The organism is Nitrosospira sp. NRS527 (assembly GCF_018406445.1).
GTDB lineage: Bacteria > Pseudomonadota > Gammaproteobacteria > Burkholderiales > Nitrosomonadaceae > Nitrosospira > Nitrosospira briensis.
This window is the reverse complement of the sequence record NZ_AP024515.1, coordinates 2,168,444-2,186,823: the sequence shown is the minus strand read 5'-3', so window position 1 is coordinate 2,186,823 and position 18,380 is coordinate 2,168,444. Positions and strand designations below refer to the sequence as shown.

At 52.0% G+C, this 18,380-nt stretch carries 16 protein-coding genes; 13 read left to right on the top strand and 3 right to left on the bottom strand.

The features are described from left to right. Positions 1–195 precede the first annotated feature (195 nt). The 10 genes from KJS40_RS09800 (at position 196) to glk (ending at position 12,361) form a co-directional block, all read left to right on the top strand. Positions 196–714: a hypothetical protein gene (locus tag KJS40_RS09800; RefSeq protein ID WP_213537378.1), complete on the top strand. Its 519-nt coding sequence runs from the start codon at positions 196–198 to the stop codon at positions 712–714. A gap of 201 nt (positions 715–915) precedes the next feature. Further along, on the top strand, positions 916–1,632 hold the full coding sequence (locus KJS40_RS09795; protein WP_213537376.1) for an EI24 domain-containing protein: 717 nt from the start codon (positions 916–918) through the stop codon (positions 1,630–1,632). Between the two features lie 190 nt (positions 1,633–1,822). Continuing rightward, positions 1,823–3,577: a hypothetical protein gene (locus KJS40_RS09790; protein ID WP_213537375.1), complete on the top strand. Its 1,755-nt coding sequence runs from the start codon at positions 1,823–1,825 to the stop codon at positions 3,575–3,577. A gap of 192 nt (positions 3,578–3,769) precedes the next feature. Next, a complete protein-coding gene (locus KJS40_RS09785) occupies positions 3,770–4,345 on the top strand; it encodes a DUF488 domain-containing protein (protein ID WP_213537374.1) in 576 nt (191 codons plus the stop codon). A 71-nt stretch (positions 4,346–4,416) separates the two neighbouring features. Further along, positions 4,417–4,863, top strand: coding sequence for a hypothetical protein (locus tag KJS40_RS09780; protein ID WP_213537373.1), 447 nt, complete (start codon positions 4,417–4,419; stop codon positions 4,861–4,863). A gap of 1,260 nt (positions 4,864–6,123) precedes the next feature. Next, a complete protein-coding gene (lodA, locus tag KJS40_RS09775; RefSeq protein ID WP_213537372.1) occupies positions 6,124–8,163 on the top strand; it encodes a CTQ-dependent lysine 6-oxidase LodA in 2,040 nt (679 codons plus the stop codon). 6 nt (positions 8,164–8,169) lie between these two features. After that, a complete protein-coding gene (lodB, locus tag KJS40_RS09770) occupies positions 8,170–9,282 on the top strand; it encodes a lysine-epsilon-oxidase maturase LodB (protein ID WP_213537371.1) in 1,113 nt (370 codons plus the stop codon). 167 nt (positions 9,283–9,449) lie between these two features. Then, positions 9,450–10,574 (top strand): DNA recombination protein RmuC, encoded by a 1,125-nt coding sequence (gene rmuC / locus KJS40_RS09765; RefSeq protein WP_213539801.1) that lies wholly within the window; start codon positions 9,450–9,452, stop codon positions 10,572–10,574. A gap of 12 nt (positions 10,575–10,586) precedes the next feature. After that, a complete protein-coding gene (locus tag KJS40_RS09760; RefSeq protein WP_213537370.1) occupies positions 10,587–11,360 on the top strand; it encodes a M90 family metallopeptidase in 774 nt (257 codons plus the stop codon). Then, entirely contained in the window at positions 11,357–12,361 is a 1,005-nt protein-coding gene (gene glk / locus KJS40_RS09755) for a glucokinase (protein WP_213537368.1), read from the top strand. The genes KJS40_RS09760 and glk overlap by 4 nt, the downstream gene beginning before the upstream one ends. A gap of 207 nt (positions 12,362–12,568) precedes the next feature. Here the strand turns inward: glk and KJS40_RS09750 are convergent, their stop codons facing one another. Further along, the gene (locus KJS40_RS09750; protein ID WP_213537366.1) at positions 12,569–12,994 is read right to left on the bottom strand and encodes an NnrS family protein; all 426 of its coding nucleotides are present in this window, start codon (positions 12,992–12,994) and stop codon (positions 12,569–12,571) included. A 132-nt stretch (positions 12,995–13,126) separates the two neighbouring features. Between KJS40_RS09750 and greB the strand changes: the two genes are divergently transcribed. After that, a complete protein-coding gene (greB, locus tag KJS40_RS09745; protein ID WP_213537364.1) occupies positions 13,127–13,756 on the top strand; it encodes a transcription elongation factor GreB in 630 nt (209 codons plus the stop codon). 19 nt (positions 13,757–13,775) lie between these two features. Beyond that, positions 13,776–14,603: an RNA methyltransferase gene (locus KJS40_RS09740; RefSeq protein WP_213537361.1), complete on the top strand. Its 828-nt coding sequence runs from the start codon at positions 13,776–13,778 to the stop codon at positions 14,601–14,603. 81 nt (positions 14,604–14,684) lie between these two features. On the opposite strand, the gene KJS40_RS09735 is transcribed toward KJS40_RS09740, so the two are convergent. Together KJS40_RS09735 and acs are read right to left on the bottom strand one after the other, a co-directional pair. Beyond that, the gene (locus tag KJS40_RS09735) at positions 14,685–15,647 is read right to left on the bottom strand and encodes an MBL fold metallo-hydrolase (RefSeq protein ID WP_213539800.1); all 963 of its coding nucleotides are present in this window, start codon (positions 15,645–15,647) and stop codon (positions 14,685–14,687) included. 96 nt (positions 15,648–15,743) lie between these two features. Continuing rightward, positions 15,744–17,708, bottom strand: coding sequence for an acetate--CoA ligase (acs, locus tag KJS40_RS09730; RefSeq protein ID WP_213537360.1), 1,965 nt, complete (start codon positions 17,706–17,708; stop codon positions 15,744–15,746). 226 nt (positions 17,709–17,934) lie between these two features. Between acs and rimP the strand changes: the two genes are divergently transcribed. Then, positions 17,935–18,363 carry a ribosome maturation factor RimP gene (gene rimP, locus KJS40_RS09725; protein WP_090456760.1) on the top strand — a complete coding sequence of 143 codons (429 nt, stop codon included), beginning with the start codon at positions 17,935–17,937 and terminating at the stop codon, positions 18,361–18,363. Positions 18,364–18,380: the final 17 nt, after the last annotated feature.

The following is an 18,380-nucleotide window of genomic DNA, read 5'->3' as shown; positions in this document are numbered from 1 at the left end:
TAATCGCAGCGAAAAGTGACTGGATGAGGGCAGATTTCGAGGGATTTGGAAGGTCAATAGTTATTCTATTGGCCGAAAAAGCGGTGAACTATGAACCGGCCAGATGCTTTTACAGCCGATTCCCTTTAAGTCCGACAGGTTGCTAGCGGCGCAAAAAGGGCTCAGTTGATAACAAGAATTAATGGTCGCTTTCCCATGTTGAGTTTCTTCAAAATGCTGTTGCTCGGCTCCGCTTTATGGTCTTTTTGTGCGCTTGCACAAACCGGGATCATGCCATTTTCGCACGAGAAAACGTATTTGCTGCCCTCGGGCCAAACGGTTGCTGTCACATTCCGCGAGCGCCAATGCAAAAGCGGAGAATGCCACGAGGCTGACTCGGGCACATGGGGCGTGGATGGTGGTATTCCAAAGTTTGTTACTGAAACATTTCTCGTCTTCATAGGCAGTAAACAATTTGTCATTCCCGAGAAATTCTATAAAGATCTCACTAATACGCACTCCCTGGACGTTTCTGAGCAGAGCGGGCAGGTTATCCTCGAACTCAAGGGAGGCGATGCTGCCGGTGCGTATACGGCACGCTTTAAACTGGGTGGCATGTGCGGGTTCGAGCGAAAAATCTGCGGCGAGGTGTGCGAGGAAATCTGGGAGCATACTGCCTGGTACAACTCCTTTGCATACGACTGGGACCCGGGTTGCGAAAGTGGAATTCAATGACTGGCATACGTTATAGCGGATACTTGTTGGGACGTCTCAGCGATACGTTTTGAAATTTACAAGTTGGTGGGCGCGGGGTCGAGGTGGCCTGGACCATGACATCGAGGCGATAAGCGCCTGCGTGTAACTTCCAACCGCTGTAAAGTCCTGCAAAAATTAACGGCTGTATTGATATCGGATGAGGCCTGAGAAGGAGAACGTGTGACCTCGGTATTCGAAGCGCTTTCGCGTGCGTTCCGTGATTTATTCCAGTTTCAGGTTTTGTGGATCGTCATCTGGCCCATCCTGGCGGCTAGTCTGTTGTGGTTCCTGTTAGGCGTCGCATTCTGGAGTACGTTCTCGGGATGGATTGCGAGCGGCCTCACGGCGATCGGCATTCAAACTTGGCTCGAAGGCGTCGAACCAAGGTGGGTCGCCTACGGAATTCAGGCAATCGCGCATCTGATTCTGTTCGTGCCGCTCGTTTTCATTACTGCGCTGGTGATCACTGCCTTATTCGCGATGCCCGCCCTGATTAGCTTGGTGGCTGACCGTGACTACCCGCATCTTGAACGCAAAAATGGTGGCGGTTTCGCCGGCAGCTTGCTCAATGCGCTGATTGCCCTCGGAATATTCGCCGCTATTTGGCTGATCACACTTCCTTTGTGGTTGATCGGGGCAGGATTGGTCATACCATTTATCGCCACGGCGTATTTGAACCAGCGGCTGTTCCGTTATGACGCCTTGGCGGAGCACGCCAGCCAGGACGAAATGCGCGCGATATTTTCCTCCCGGCGGTCGTTACTGTGGGGCTTGGGGCTTCTGACCGGCCTGGTACAATTTATACCGATTCTAAACCTGTTCGCGCCAGTGCTGACGGCGCTGGCCTTCATTCATTTCGGTTTGGCACGCCTGAAAAACTTGCGTTTACTGCCGTGATCGCGATTCGCGTGCGGATCTACAGCAGCGAGCGGTTTGCCTGACATTCATGTCAAACTTATCTCGGCACCGTCCGTCCCATGAGCACCCCGGTTTTTCGTCTATAGTGTTACTACCGGTACATAATGTCTTAAATAACCGACATTGCGCTGCCGATTGCTGAATCGACGATTATCAGGGGGTAACGTTTATGCAAGTTCATTTTATTCTTCGTTTAATCACGTTGGGATTGGTGGCGACGACTGGAGGCATTGCCGCGTTTGCCCAGGCGGAAGAAGCAGGTTCGGCATCCTTGTCATCGAAGTCCGTTCATAAGCATCACGAACAGCGGGATCAGTCAAGCCCCGATGATAAAGCCGCGCCGAGGCTGCTGAACCTCGGTTCGCATACCTTTCCGGTCAGTACACGAAACAAGCTGGCGCAAAAGTATATCAACCAGGGATTGAACCTGTCCTACGCATTTAACCATGCCGAGGCGGGCCGCGCTTTCCGGGAAGCGGCGCGGCTCGATCCTTCGTTGGCGATGGCGTATTGGGGGCAGGCGCTCGTGCTCGGCCCCAACATCAACGCAGCGATGGCACCCGAGAGCGAGGCGCTCGCCCTGGCGCTTGTGCGAAAAGCCGCCTCGCTTCGTTCGAAAGCATCGCCCCGCGAACGGGCGCTTATCAGCGCGCTCGAGAAGCGCTATAGCGGCAACGCCGAGCAGCGGAAGGCGAACGATAAAGCTTATGCGAATGCGATGCGGGATGCGCATGAGCAATTCACAAACGATCTCGATATTGCAACGCTCTATGTCGAGTCGATGATGGACCTCAACTCCTGGGGTTACTGGATGCGCGACGGTTATCCGCTTGAGGGAACCGCTGAAATCGTGGCACTCACCGAATCTGTCTTGCAGCGCAATCCAAACCACCCAGGCGCGGCACATTTTTATATTCATCTCGTCGAATCGACCAGCACGCCGGAGCGGGCGGAAAAAGCGGCGGATACGCTGCTTACACTGATGCCGGCGGCCGGGCACGTGGTGCACATGCCATCACACATCTATCAGCGGGTGGGCCGATATGCGGACTCGATAAAGAGCAATCAACTCGCCATGGTGGCGGATGAGGCGTATCTAGCCCATCGCCATGCACAAGGGATGTACCCGATAATGTACACCCCCCATAATATTCACTTTCTGTGGTTCGCGGCAACGGCGGATGGCCAAAGCCGGTTGGCGATCGAATCCGCAAGGAAGGTAGCGGGAACCGTTGACGACACGGCTTTGGCGGGGGTGCCGGCGACAGCGGTGTTCCGGATTGTGCCGTACTGGGCGTATGCGAGGTTCGGAAAATGGAATGAGATTCTCCAGGAGCCCGCGCCACCGTCGACGAATGCGTTTTTGAAGGGCGGCTGGCATTACGCACGCGGCCTTGCGTTTGTCGCGACAAGGCAGTTGCAGCAAGCCGAGCAGGAGTTGAGCGCGTTGCGTGGGATCATGAAGAATGGATCGCTGGATTGGCCGCTCTTCTCGCTTAATACCGCGCGCGCAGTTTTAAGTATTGGTCCTGAAGTGCTCGCAGGGGAGATTGCCTCTGCCCGCGGACAGTTCGATACCGCTATCGCGCATCTTGAACGGGCGGTCCGCCTTGAGGATAGCCTGGCTTATACGGAACCGTCTGAATGGCAGTCTCCACCAAGGTTGGCACTGGGCGCTATCCTGCTCGAATCGGGGCGCCCAGCCGAAGCGGAAACGGTGTATTGGGAAGACCTGAGACGAAATCGTAACAATGGATGGGCATTTTATGGCTTGTTGCAAGCGCTGCGCTTGCAAAACAAGGATGATCAGGCGGCGCTTATCGAGGCGCGTTTCAAAAAGGCTTGGGAGCGTGCCGATGTGGAACTCAACGCATCCCGCTTCGGGTGCATTTCAGCACCTCCGGCGGTAAAGGCGCCACAGTAGCGTGCGGCTGAGGCATATAGGGGTGCCCCGGAGGGAGCTTCGTCCACTCTCTGCAATTGTCTCGTGTATAAGAAGAGAATGTTAACGTAAGTGTTGACTTACTTTCATTGTCCTTCGACGTTTTTCATGGTGGGAGTGTTTCTGGCTTACGTACCGATAGAGGATACCAGCGAGCGGGGAAGAGCTAGCGCTATGAGTAAACAGCAATCAGCATCCGAGCCTTTGATATGCACAATTGGGCATTCCACGCACCCATTGGACGAATTCGTTAGTATATTAAAAGCGAACGCGGTTACGCATATCCTTGATGTGCGCACCGTGCCGCGGTCCCGGCATAATCCGCAATTCAATAAAGAAACGCTGCCTGGCTCCCTGAAAGTAGCGGGCATCAAATACACTCACCTGCCGGGGCTGGGCGGGCTGCGGCATGCTCGTAAGGATTCGATCAATGGAGCCTGGCGCAATGCGTCTTTTCGCGGATATGCTGATTACATGCAAACGCCGGGATTCGCCTCGAATGTGCAGGATGTGATGGAACTTGCCGAGAAGGAACGGTGCGCACTGATGTGTGCCGAAGCGGTTCCGTGGCGCTGCCATCGTTCGTTGATCGCCGATGCGCTTACCGTGCGTGGGGCGCGGGTTGAAGATATCATCAATACGCAGGGACGGAAGGTACATGTGATAACGCCCTGGGCACAAACGGATGGCTTGAGAATTTTCTATCCTCCGCAAGAGAGTCTGCCGTTACAGGAAGAGTTTAATAGATGAGGACGGTTGCCGCGCTCATAATGCGGGTCATGAATAACGAAGTGAATCAATAGCAGGGGAGTAGCTCAACTATGAAAATTTTGTGTGTTCAGTGCACAGCACTTATTGCCTTCATGATGCTGGTTCCGCAGTCTGCCACAGCATTTGAGGATAGCCGGTCGGGACAGCAGGAACCGGACAAGAATCAGGTAAAACAGCGAGGGCAGCAAAATGGCGACCCGAAGCCTTGGGAGGCGAGACCATGGGATCCGAAGCCGTCGGCATCCAAACCATGGGAATCGAGGCCATGGGACTCGGCTTCGGAAGAGGTGAGGCCAAAGGATTCGAGGTCGGACGAAGCACGGAAAGCTACGGAAGAGAGACGCCGGGTCGGTAGAAAAGCCAGGAAGGAGCGGGCGGAAAAAAAGGAAGATACGGCAGAAGTCAGCAGCTATCAGGATCGCGTCAAGCAACGTCAGAACAAATGGCAAAGGCACCAGATGGAAAGCGAGCGGTATTATCCGATGGGCATGAGGTAACAAATCGGCGCAATAATTACCCGCTAATTTGATGGGTTGGGTGGGGTGCGACGTGCCCAATATCCGGGGACTGCGACCAATGCTCACCGCTGTGTCCGAGCTCGAGACCTATGCAACGCTGCCAACCGGTTTGGGTTTGCTCGGATTCATGTCGCATGCCGCAAGAGTGTTTAAGCCGGCCTGATCCTGAGCCACAAGGAAGCGGCTTCCCTTTTGCGACTTTTCGTTTTCAGCCAAGCCATTGTCCCTTATCGGATCTGCTCTGCTCATGGAAGCCAAGCAATTGAATGAGACGCACGCAAGATAATTTTCGAGTTCCCGCCAATCCTCCATCTTTATCAACGGTCTGTCTATATAACAACGGTATGGGGGTCTAATTTGCATAAGCACCTTTGATAAGTGGATTATTCACTTACGGAGGGGTTTAAGCTCGCCGAGATCCCGGCGCGATGAGGCAGCCGTGTCCGTGTTCTCAAGTGAAATCTGATCCTTTGCCGGGGCATTTGGAGAGGGTATTACTCCGGTCTCGTTCCTGATTGGTGCACCACATTCTGGATACCCTCTCCAGCATCCAATGCGATCGCCACTTGCCGTTATTTTTTGCCCATACCCCTCCGCTCGCCATCTATTGAGTCAATAACGTTTCCCAAGGCTTGCCCACGAAGCCCGCTTCTGCGTGCATCACGCAGGCCAGGATCGATACGAATGCCTTCTCTATTTAACCCGGATGTTTCATAAATTCGCGTGATGATTGCGCAGGATTTTGTTTTGTAGGGAGATTTTGTGAAAGAGTGGCGTAGTTATTCATACGCCCGACTGAACGAAATTTTCATACGAAACAAAAGACCAGCAAGGGCGCGCGTCAATTTATGAAACATCCGGGTTAATTCCCGTGAGCAGGTCAAATGGTCAAACAGAAGCTGTTTATTGCTTCTTATTCTCGATTTGACGCTCAAGGAAAGCAACTAGACTCGACCAACTCTTGAGATCAAAAAAATGATCAAGCGCCCGCGACAGGAGATAAAGAACATTAACAAAAAGACAAAAGGAAACGAACATGGGAATCTCAATCCGCATCAGGGCAGGGGCAAATACAGCGACCTCCAGCCTCAACGCTTCGGGAAGCGTCCAATAAACTCAACCATAGAGCAGGGCAAGTTGAAAAGCATTATGGGCCAATGGCACGTTAGCTGGATCTAGCTAATGGGGTTTTATTGATAGAGTGGTTTTATTCATTTATTACAAAATGGAGATGCTGTCATGCAATGCAAGATACACCCCTCGATTGGGGTAGCACGTTTAGGGAGTAGCAAAGGTCAGTTTTGTCTATCACCAGAATCGATCGGTGGTTTGCCTTTTGAAGCGGATCAATACGGCAATAAGCAAGGCACTATTGTCCACTTTAAAGACGACGTTGGCCAAGTACGCAGGCAAGGTCAGCCTTTTAAAGTGTACCAGGCCGATGGCAGCGAATTGACATTGAATTCCGCTAATGTCGAATCCATCGAGTGGACGGTACATTTGGCCAATAAAAAAGCCGCTTGGTACCAATATGCAGAATTGAAAGGAAATTTGCTTTATGGTGAAAATAATAGTTATCAAAGTCGTGGCGTCGCATTACGTAACCCTAATGTGAAAGATGATGATCGCAGAAAGCTGATTGTGGACCCAGGGCCGCGAAGCGTGTCGGGGGCGCGTCAAACGATTGGTTTTGATAAAGGCTCTGTACCAGACGGCTATCCGGCGACGTACCCGTCGGAAGTCGTTCTTTACGGTAATCACGTAACCACGCTGGGCAACTTGATCACAGACGATGCAGGCCGCCTGATTGTTTTGGGCGCATATGGCAACGCCGGTGGCAATGCGCCTCTTACCAGTTATGGTGGGTCAGACACATGGCACGACGATGTTGCGGATGGGCCGGTTTATTGCAAAATCATCTTTAACGACGGTTCGCCCGCACAAGAATTACAGGCGTGGGTAATTGTTGGTTCACCAGATTTCGCGCCGGAGATTGTAAATATTTCTACGCTGAGCGACACCATGTTTGATGTAGGCGTTCGGTGCTTTAACCTGGTTCCGGAGATGTACATCAACGGTGCTTTTCGTGAATCGTTCCAGGCGAATTATCAGCGTGACATATTGCCGATTATCCAACGCACCGGGCGCTATCAATGGGTGGCTAATGTTCAATCCATGATGGCGTTTTCATCCAATGTTTTTGACTTTTCTGACAGCAGCGACGCGAATAAAGCCAATCGTCAACACTATTTCTCGTTTTTTCGGCAGCCAGACGACAAGCAGAACCCGTCTCCCGATCAACCGCAGCAAATATTGTTTAAGGAAACTGTAGGAGGGCATTTTCCACAAATGCCATTGAACTCCGGCAGTAATTCGGTGAGTAATGACATCATAGAAAAATTTTTAGCGCTTAACGAAACTCAGTATTTTTTACTGAACCAATGGGCCAATGGAAATTTTGTAAGTGATCCTGTTTTTAAGCCTTACAACGTCGATGTAATGGATGAAGCCGGCGTGGGTAATTGCGTTGGGCTGCCGATGTGCCCGGGTATAGAAGTGACCTGGAGCTTGCAAAACAAGAATATCTACTCTGCGCCTTATGTTATCGAGGATCAAAAAGGTAAAAATGGATACAACCAAACGGGTTTGTCACCTTCGCGGGATGAGTGCGAAGGGGGTGGCTGTGAGCCCGGTGATTTAACCAAAAGAATGGCGTGCCCATGGCAAGCTGATTTTTTTCAGTGTACGGTTCAGTACGTAAATTTTACAGACCCCAACGTGAATAAATCAGAGCAGAAAGTACCAATGCCACCAACCTACTATACGTATTGGTGGCCACCACAAAGCCCCTGGGATGTATTAACCGGCGATCTTACCGCCGAAGGCCAGGCTAAATCTCATATGCCTGCAGGGCAGCAAATGAATTACGCACGCGGCATTAATACGTTTGTGCAAATGGTGGAGCATTGGTCAGCATTGGCATTTATTCGGGATTCTAACCCGCAAGACACGGGCTTCCCATACTTCACAGAAACAGAGCGCAACCACGAGCTGTTCTCTTATCAAGACGTGGGTGTGGGCCTTATAAGCGGAAATCCAGAAGACAACGAGACCCAGATTCCCGTTTTTTATATCGAAAAAAAGAAAGACGTAATTAAAACCAAAAGCCTGCGTGCTGCAAAAATGGTGGAGTTTCTCGAGCAACGCGCATTTAAACCCATTGAAGTTGCCAGTGGTGGTTTAGGCATGCCTCGCTCCGGTACGCGCAGTAGGCGTTAACGGGCGGTGGCCAGCATTGTTCATCAAACCGATACGCTGATATTCGGCGGAGGCCCTGCTGGGGCCTCCGCCGCACTTGCTCTCCTTAATTACTCGAACTCTGATGTTATATTGGTTGAGCAGTCTGATTTCAACCAGGTTCGCGTGGGAGAGCAGGTTTCGGCGAGCATTTTCAGCCTGATGGATTATTTGATAATTGACAAAGATGAATTTGACGAGGGGAGTTTTATTCCCTCTTACAGTGGCACATCGTATTGGGGCAGTGATAGACCTAATTGCCGTGATTCAATATTCACGACCGAGCAGGCCAGTTTTCAATTGGATCGTGAACGATTCGATTTTAAATTGGTTGAACAGGTTGTTCATCGAGGGGGACGCATATTTCCACGAACCAGGTGCATGTCAGTTGATAAACTTGATAATGGCGGTTGGCGAATTCAACTCAAGCATCCTACGCAAGGTGTATTTTATGTCGAGGCAAAGTTTTTAGTAGATGCAACCGGCCGAAACGCAAGCATATGTAAACGGGTAGGCGCTGCTCCAAGGAAGCTGGATAATCTGGTGGGCGTAGGAACTTTTTTTAACCATGACCCGCACACCATGCTTGCCCATGAATATTTAATTGAGGCAGCCGAACTGGGGTGGTGGTATAGCGCTTTATTACCCAATAATACGATGGTGGTAACTTTGTTCTCCGATGCCGATATCGTATCGCATCATCGACTGCATCAAGGCGATAACTGGGCAGCACTGTTACAGCAAACGAGTCACGTCAAGATGCGGGTTAAGGGCGCGTCAATATGCTCAAATAATCCTTGGGTTCGCAACGCTGCATCACAGATAACGGATTTCTCGTCGTGCAAAAATTTTATCGCGGTTGGCGATGCGGTCAGCGCGTTTGACCCGATATCATCAATGGGTATTGGTTTTGCAATTTCCACCGCGTGTCAAGCGGCCAGTCTTATTGCAAACAACTTGACTCGAAATACGATAGATGCATTTGCATCCTACCAGCTTGATATAAAAAACCATTTCAACAGCTACCTTGAAACACGCAATAAATTTTATCAGCACGAATGCCGTTGGCCTAAGTCGGACTTCTGGAGCCGGAGACATTAAGGCTCTGTTGCAAAAAAAAACAAACCAGAACTGCGCCCCTGATCTGATTGATTAAGCGCTGTAGATTCCGGATTGCCTTTCAATGAGGCGAATTTCTCCTGTGGCGCCCTGGTCATATTTTCCATATGTCCAGTTGTCCTATTTTCTCCGGTATACTCTACAACATCATGCCCGGACCTCTGCTGATTATTGCTTCCGCCGCCATATTGCTTGTCACCATGGCTTTTCTGGTGATCAGGCTCAGCATGCTTTCGACAATGGTGCGCGAACTGTTGGGGCATCAGGCAAAGTCGATGGAAGACAAACACCGCGACATGCTCAAGGACCTGCACGAGGGATTGGCGAAGCAGGGAGACCGGTTGTCGGAGGCGCTCGGTAAAACCTCCGAGCAGTTGCGCGGCACGGTAGAGTCGCGATTGGACCAGATCAGCGGTCATGTTACCGAGCGTCTTGACGAAGGGTTCAAAAAGACTAACGAGACTTTTACCAGCGTTATGACGCGGCTTGCGACTATTGATGAGGCGCAGAAAAAAATAGATAGCCTCACCACCAATATGGTGAGCCTGCAGGAACTTTTGGGTGACAAACGTTCCCGCGGCGCATTCGGCGAGGTACAACTGGAAGCGCTGGTTCGCAATATTCTGCCTGCTGCCGCCTATACGATGCAGCACACGCTTTCCAACGGTAGCCGTGCCGACTGCGTGTTGAGGCTTCCTCCACCGACCGGCATGGTGGCGGTGGACTCAAAATTTCCCCTTGAAAACTTTCATCGCATGTTTGACCGCCATGCGGATGAAGCCAGCCGGGCATTGGCCCAAAAGCAATTCAAGGCGGACGTGAAGAAGCATGTGGATGATATTGCCGGCAAATATATTCTGCCGCCGGAAACCTGTGATGGCGCAGTGATGTTTGTGCCGGCGGAGGCCGTTTTTGCCGAAATCCATGCTTATCACTACGATGTAGTCGATTACGCCATGCAGAAGCAGGTATGGATAGTCTCACCGACAACCTTGATGGCGGTGCTGAATACTGCGCGCGCGGTGTTGAAAGATATCGAAACTCGCGAGCAGGTGCATATCATCAAGGATGAACTCTCCAGGCTCGGCAAGGATTTTGCCCGATTCGACGAGCGCATGAAGAAGCTTGCCGATCATATTCGCCAAGCTAATCAGGATGTGGAAGAGGTACACGTTTCGAGTCGCAAGATCAGCCAGCGCTTTGCCCGGATCGACGCGGTGGAGCTGGAAGCTCCAGAAGTGGAAACCACTGTGCTGGAACCCGGCGATGGCTGATTCCGAATCTCTATGCTTTCGAACTTCAAAGCCTGGTATCGTCGCCGCATCCTTAAAAATGAATCCATTCCTGATGATACCTGGCGACAGGCTGTAACGCGCCTGAGATTTTTGCGCGGCCTTGATACGACTGAGCTGGAGCGACTGCGTGAATACGCCATCCTGTTTCTTCATTCAAAGCAGATAAGTGGCGCGCACGGGCTGATCGTCACCGATGAAATGCATGTGCTGATCGCAGCGCAGGCTTGTATTCTGATCCTGAATCTCGACCTGGATTACTATGATGGTTGGGTCGAAATTATCGTTTATCCCGGTGAATTCATCCGCAACTATGAGTATGTGGACGAAGATGGGGTGGTGCATCATGCGGCCGAGGCCGTATCGGGAGAATCCTGGCTCGGCGGGCCCCTGATTCTTTCCTGGGAAGATGTTTCTGCTGCTGAAGCCGAGTTGGGGTACAACGTCGTAATACACGAGTTTGCGCACAAACTCGACATGCTGAACGGCGATGCCAACGGATTTCCGCCATTGCATGCGGACATGAGCCGGCAAGCATGGAGCGAAGCTTTCGGTGAAGCTTATGCGGCTTTTTGCAGACGTGTCGATGCGGATGAGGCGATAGAAGTGGATCCCTATGCGGCCGAGGATCCCGCAGAGTTCTTCGCAGTAATGAGCGAGGCATTTTTTGAAATACCCTTGTCGGTAAAGCTACATTTTCCTGGGGTGTATGAGCAGTTAGCGCTGTTTTATCGTCAGGATCCTGCCCAACGTTGGAGAAAATCGTGACCGGATATTACATCAGCGGCGATATTGGCGGAACCAAGACATTGCTACAGGCAACTGAACTGAAGGACGGCGACGCTCAGGTATGCTGCGAACGCCGTTATGCCAGTCAGGAATACGCCTGTTTTTCGGATATGCTGAGGGAGTTCTTGCGGGAGACAATGACGCTGGGTATCGGCTCCAACCCCGTAAGCGCCTGTTTTGCAGTGGCAGGACCGATTACGCAACAGGTGGCGAATCTCACCAACTTGCCCTGGGTGATGGATAGCGCAGCTATCACAAAAGAATTTTCCATTCCTGTGGTTAAACTCATCAACGATTTTAAAACCGTGGCATTGGGTATTGAAACCCTGCCCGAGAGCGACTTGGCAACGCTGCAGGCAGGGAAGCCTTCTGCCATGGAGCTTCGGGTTACGCTTGGCGCAGGCACGGGCATGGGTGTGGCGTGGCTCATATGGCAAGACGGCCGCTATATACCCTTGTCCAGTGAAGCAGGGCACATGGATTTTGCTCCCGCGGATGAATTGCAGGATCGCCTGCTCCAATACTTGCGGAAGAAATTTGGCCATGTATCGATCGAGCGGATACTATCAGGACCGGGATTGATCAATACTTTCAATTTTCTGCAGACGGACTTGAATAGCACGCCGGCGCTGGTGCAGGTGCGGCTGAAGCCCGATGGCGCGGCGCAAGTATCAGACCTGGCTTTCAACCACAAGCATCCCATCGCAATGAGAGCGATGGATTTATTTGTCGAGATCTATGGTGCTTATGCCGGGAATCTGGCGCTGGCGGGCCTGTGCCGTAATGGCGTGTATGTGGCGGGCGGCATCGCTCCCAGAATCATCGATAAGCTGAGGGAAGGCGGTTTCATGAAAGCGTTTCGCGACAAAGGACGTTTTTCCTCATTGATGGAGGATATTCCGGTGCATGTGGTCATGAATCCAAAAATCGGACTGCTGGGCGCTACCCAAGAAGCGCGGCGGATTGCCGGAAATAATTAGCCCGGATGTTTCATAAATTTGCGTGATGATTGCGCAGGATTTTGTTTTGTAGGGAGATTTTGTGAAAGAGTGGCGTAGTTATTCATACGCCCGACTGAACGAAATTTTCATACGAAACAAAAGACCAGCGAGGGCGCGTGTCAATTTATGAAACATTCGGGTTAATGACCATGATGCCGCGCGATATCGTTGTCACTCGACGAGTGATCAGCCCGGTTTATCGTCGATCCGCGGTCGCCAGTAGAGGGGAACATAGCGAACTGCCCAGAGTGTGAAGCAGATCAGCCAGGACAGCCCCGCCAGGAGGTATAGAGTCATGGTAGCTGTACCGAAAGCGTCAGGCAAAAGATCGGGAGATATCCGCAGCAAAACTACGGCCTGAAACCCGATAAACAGCCGCCAGGTAAATTTGTCCAGCACCAGCAAGTTTCCCGAATGCCCAAGCGTGACACGCGAAGCCATGCCCAGCACCATATTGGCGAAGTATCCGATTGCCACCGCAATATCATGGCGCCCAGCGAGATCGAGTACCCACCATAACAGTGTGAACACACCGTGCAGAGCTCCAGCCAGAAACATGCCATGATGCGGCGCTGCAGCGAGACGATGCCAAACAGACGCGCTGTTATTCATAGATTGAGTAACCAGGATAAGCTGGTTTACTTGAGAGCAGTATTACGGCGCTGTAACGATCCAATAATAGTGGGCCTGAGCCTGAAGGTCAGCTGTTTTAAATATCAATATTTTCGGGCGCGACATCAGCATATGAGCAAAGCGTTTACCAAGGAAACAGAACCGGCTGATGACCTTGAAGAAGAGGTTATCGACACCCCATCTTCTTTACCTGCCGGTAGTAGAAACTATATCACCCCCGGCGGCCATGCACGGCTGATGGACGAGTTTCAATGGCTGATGAATAAAGAGCGCCCCCATGTGACCGCTACAGTATCATGGGCTGCCAGCAACGGCGACCGTTCGGAGAATGCCGACTATATCTACGGCAAAAAGCGCCTGCGTGAAATCGACCGGCGTATACGTTTTTTGACCAAACGCCTGGATATGGCAGAAATAGTGGATCCGGCCGCCCCACGAGATGATGAAACCCGTATTTTTTTCGGCGCAACCGTTACATTCGCCAATGAAAAAGGCGATGAAAAAACAGTTGCTATCGTAGGCGTGGATGAGATCGATACTTCCAAAGCCTACATCAGCTGGATTTCACCCATGGCACGCGCATTGATCAAGGCCCGAGAAGGGGATGTGGTGACATTGCACGCACCGGGTGGCACTGAAGAACTAGAAATTCTGGAAGTCAGATACCGGATGATTCCGATGGAGCCATTCGGAAAAGCAGATGAGGCTGAAGTGATGGCGGCTGATACAAATAGCCACTGAAGCTATTCGCAGTCTAATCATGAAATTTATCAGTTCCCGCGATAATCCATTCTTCAAGAAAATGATCAAACTGGCCGGGTCTGCACAGCAGCGCAGAGCAGCCGGCTTGACACTGCTCGATGGCGTACATTTGGTCTCTGCCTATCGTGTTGCACTGGGACAGCCGGAAGTTCTCATCATGAGCGAGTCGGGTGGGGAAAGCGCGGAAATAAAACGCTTGCTGGACGAATGGAAACCCAGGGAAAGTTTGAACTTGGTTGTGCTGAGCGACTCGCTGTTTCGCGAGGTTTCTCCAGTCAAAACTCCAACCGGTATCATGGCGCTGGCACGCATCCCCTCGGCTGAAACCATCCTCATACGTAAACCTGCAAGGGATGAAAACAAGCGTGGAGGAAATGAAGGTTTTTGCGTATTGCTCGAAGCCATACAAGACGCTGGAAACGTCGGCTCCATACTGCGCTCCGCCGCCGCCGCAGGAGCGACGGATATTTATTTATCCAATGATTGCACGGATGCGTGGTCACCCAAGACACTGCGCGCCGCGATGGGTGCGCACTTTTTTCTGCATATTCACGAACAATCCAATCTACCGGAAGTGGTGCGTGCATTTAGCGGCAAGGTAATTGCTACCAGCCTGAGAGCAAAAAACAGTCTCTACCAGACCGAATTGACGGGGCCGATCGCACTGGTGTTCGGTAATGAGGGCGTGGGCTTGTCTGATGCGGTGCTGCAAGTAATCACTGACGAAATCAGCATTCCCATGCCCGGTGGAACGGAATCATTGAACGTGGCGGCAGCGGCGGCGGTATGTTTTTTTGAGAGAGTAAGACAGATGGAAACAGCCTGATGTAGTATTCAGCTTCAGATTTCCGGGTTCTTTATCTTGGCGACCCTACACAACCCTACAGTTTGCGATACGGTATCGACTTCAACTGCTTCCTCCCGCATGATCCAGCCAGTATTCCAGTCCCTGCGCATTCAGCCCAACATCCAGGTTTAACAGAGAACGAATTTCTTCCCCCGGCAATTTGCAGCCGTGTGCGATAACCCGCTGTAACAGCAACTCTCCAAGTTCCTCCACTAGTGCGGAATGCCTGTTGGGCGCATCGCGCAATTTCCGGGCTATCGACACATGGGCATCGATCAAATCGTGCATCTCGGCCGCATGGCGCGGCAAATGGCCGATGCGGCCGTAGTGTGTAAGAAAAGCATAAGAAGGGTTGTAGGTCATGAGCCGGTCCAGCGAGGCATGCGCGGCTATCGGGTCGAACTGTACCGGCGTGGTGGTCGGAAACACGAACTCCATGCCGTCCACGTCGAATTCACGATAGGAGATGCCGAACGTGTCGCCGGTAAAAAACGACTGGCTTTGCTTATCGAAGATGCAGTAATGATGACGTGCGTGGCCTGGCGTATCAAGAAAAAGTAACGGCCTGCCGTTGAAATCCAGGCTGAATCCATCGGGTGCCTCAACGATGCGATTTGCCTCCACTGGACGGATAACCCCATAGACACGTTTGAATTCCGCTTCGCCATACACTTCCATTGCGCTTGCAACCAGCCTGGCGGGGTCGGCCATGTGTCGCGCACCGCGGGGATGCACTACCAGTTTCGCATTGGGAAAACGATGCATGAATTCGCCCGCGCCCCCGGCGTGATCCAGATGTATGTGGGTCAGGAACACGTACGCCACATCCGCCGGAGCGATATTCTTTTGGTGCAGTATTTTCATCAGGCCTGCGACGGAAGACGATGTTCCAGTATCCACCAGTGCCGCTTTTCCCGCCTCGACAATCAGGTGAATCGCGGCCAGCCCCGTGCGGAAATAGTCCGCGTCGATAGCGCTGATACCATGGTCGTAGTCGGTGACCTGAGGCAGGCGGACGGGCAGCGGTGGGGCTTCAGCCGATGCTTCTGCCTGGGTATGAAAGCGATTATTCGTCAAGCTGTCGAGCCATTTAATTGCATTGTTAAGCTATCCAACCCTCTATGCTATCGGGTGCTTCAATTGTTCAAGTATTGCAGGGTTTTCCAGCGTAGAAATATCCTGCGTTATTTCCTCGCCTTTGGCCAGGGTGCGCAGCAAGCGCCGCATGATCTTGCCTGAACGGGTTTTCGGGAGATTATCGCCGAAGCGGATTTCATCGGGTTTGGCAATAGGACCAATTTCTTTCGATACCCAGTTACGCAATTCCATTGCAACATTGTGGGCATTCTCACCCTCCGGGCGCTCGCCCTTGAGCACCACGAATGCGACAATGGCCTCGCCCCTGATTTCATCGGGTTTGCCTACCACTGCAGCTTCCGCAACAAGGGGGCTGGCCACCAGCGCGGATTCGATTTCCATGGTGCCTAAACGGTGACCGGCAACGTTCAATACGTCGTCGGTGCGCCCCATGATCCAGAAATAGCCATCCAGATCGCGGTTGGCGGAATCGCCGGCCAGATAGTACTTGCCGCCGAGTTCCTCGGGAAAATAGGTTTGCTTGAAGCGTTCCGGGTCGCCCCATAAAGTACGTGCCTGTGGCGGAAACGGGTGTTTGATGACAAGAAACCCGCCCTTGCCGTTAGGCAGGTCGTGACCTGCCTCATCCACAATGGCTGCCATGATGCCGGGCAAGGGCAGCGTGCAGGAGCCGGGCTTGAGCGGCACCGCGCCGGGCATGGGGGCAATCATGTGGCAGCCCGTTTCGGTCTGCCACCAGGTGTCCACAACGGGACAGCGGGACTGGCCAACAACGGTGTAATACCACATCCACGCTTCCGGGTTGATCGGCTCACCTACCGAACCGAGCAGGCGCAAAGAGGAAAGATCATATTTTCCGGGCAGGTCGGGCCCCAGTTTGATAAGCGACCGGATCGCGGTGGGCGCTGTGTAAAACGAGGTGACTTTATGGTCCTGAATTATTTTCCAGAAGCGACCGGCGTCGGGATAAGTGGGAACCCCCTCGAAGATGACCTGGGTGGCGCCCACTGCCAGCGGACCGTAGGTAACGTAGCTATGTCCCGTAACCCAACCCACATCGGCGGTACACCAGAAAATATCGGTGGGTTTGTAATCGAAAATCCACTCCATGCTTGTAATTGCGCCCAGCAGGTAACCTGCTGAAGAGTGTTGCACGCCTTTTGGTTTTCCGGTGGAACCAGAGGTGTAGAGCGTAAACAGGGGGTGCTCGGAATTGACCCATTCGGGCTCGCAGGTGTCGCTCTGGTCCCTGATCAATTCGTGCCACCAGATATCACGTTCTTGCAGTTGCAGGTTGTCGTCACTGCGCTTATACACAATGACCGATTTCACGGCGTCGGTGTTACCCATGGCAAGCGCTGCATCCACCGCGGCTTTCAAATGGTTGACTTTGCCGCCCCGCCGTTGTTCGTCGGCGGTAATGACAGCCACTGCACCTGCGTCAAGAATGCGCTCATGAATGCTTTTGGAGGAGAAACCGCCAAATACCACCGAATGAGTCGCGCCAATGCGGGCACAGCTTTGCATTGCCACTACGGCTTCGATACTCATCGGCATATAGATAATGACACGATCGCCCCTCTTGATGCCAAGAGATCGCAGACCATTGGCAAACTGGCAAACGCGGCGATGAAGATCGCGGTATGTGGCGCGGGTGATTGTGCCGTCATCCGCCTCGAAAATAATCGCAATCTTGTCTGGCTGGCTTGTCAGGTGCCGGTCCAGGCAGTTGAACGAAACGTTCAGCTCGCCATCATCAAACCATGTGAAGAAGGGATGGTTCGTTTCATCCAATACGCGAGTGAACGGTTTGTGCCACAATATGTGTTCGCGCGCCAGTTTGCTCCAGAACGCAGGAAGGTCTTTTTCAGCTTCGGCGCAGAGGGCGTGATAAGCTGCAATGCCGGATACATTAGCTTGCTGGACAAATGCCGGGTCCGGCGGAAAAATGCGCGTTTCATTCAGAATGGATTTGATCGCGGCCACGGAATTGCCTCCAATGAGTTTTTTATTTGGGAGATCGGTGAAATTGTATCATTCATAAATTCATAATATGTATGGAACCGCTGAGTAAGCGCTAAACGGAAACAGATATTCCCTGACGCAACCAGTTATAATGCAAACAGGGGTCTATTTCATTAAGTATAAAATTTTGCTAAAATAGCAATGACTATGGGCTCTTTCTAGCCCATTTTTTGTTTGTGCCGGTACTATGGATCTGTATGAATTGCTTGAATCGACCTTGACCGGGCTTGGCTATGAGCTCGTCGAAGTGGAGCGGTCTTCGCGAGGGAAAATGTTGCGTGTGTTCATTGACAAACCCGACGGTATTACCGTAGATGATTGCGGGGCCGTCAGCAATCATCTGAGCCGCTTGCTCGCGGTTGAGAACATCGATTACGATCGACTGGAAGTTTCATCGCCCGGCCTGGACAGGCCGCTGAAAAAGGCCGCTGACTTCATCCGTTTTGCGGGTGAGTCGGTTAAACTGAGGCTACGCGTGGCGTTACAGGGTCAAAGAAATTTCGTCGGAATTTTGCGTGAAGTGAACGACGGGATATTAAAGCTGGAAGTAGACGGAAAAATGCTCGATCTGGATCTAAACAATCTCGAGAAGGTTCGTCTGGTTCCGAAATTGTAATTATTCGAGAGAGATTG

Coding starts and splice junctions, on each gene's coding strand:
- rimP (WP_090456760.1), top strand. CDS start 17,935: ATGGATCTGTATGAATTGCTTGAATCGACCTTGACCGGGCTTGGCTAT.
- KJS40_RS09790 (WP_213537375.1), top strand. CDS start 1,823: ATGCAAGTTCATTTTATTCTTCGTTTAATCACGTTGGGATTGGTGGCG.
- KJS40_RS09760 (WP_213537370.1), top strand. CDS start 10,587: ATGCTTTCGAACTTCAAAGCCTGGTATCGTCGCCGCATCCTTAAAAAT.
- KJS40_RS09750 (WP_213537366.1), bottom strand. CDS start 12,994: ATGAATAACAGCGCGTCTGTTTGGCATCGTCTCGCTGCAGCGCCGCAT.
- greB (WP_213537364.1), top strand. CDS start 13,127: ATGAGCAAAGCGTTTACCAAGGAAACAGAACCGGCTGATGACCTTGAA.
- lodA (WP_213537372.1), top strand. CDS start 6,124: ATGCAATGCAAGATACACCCCTCGATTGGGGTAGCACGTTTAGGGAGT.
- KJS40_RS09785 (WP_213537374.1), top strand. CDS start 3,770: ATGAGTAAACAGCAATCAGCATCCGAGCCTTTGATATGCACAATTGGG.
- KJS40_RS09800 (WP_213537378.1), top strand. CDS start 196: ATGTTGAGTTTCTTCAAAATGCTGTTGCTCGGCTCCGCTTTATGGTCT.
- KJS40_RS09740 (WP_213537361.1), top strand. CDS start 13,776: ATGAAATTTATCAGTTCCCGCGATAATCCATTCTTCAAGAAAATGATC.
- rmuC (WP_213539801.1), top strand. CDS start 9,450: ATGCCCGGACCTCTGCTGATTATTGCTTCCGCCGCCATATTGCTTGTC.
- KJS40_RS09780 (WP_213537373.1), top strand. CDS start 4,417: ATGAAAATTTTGTGTGTTCAGTGCACAGCACTTATTGCCTTCATGATG.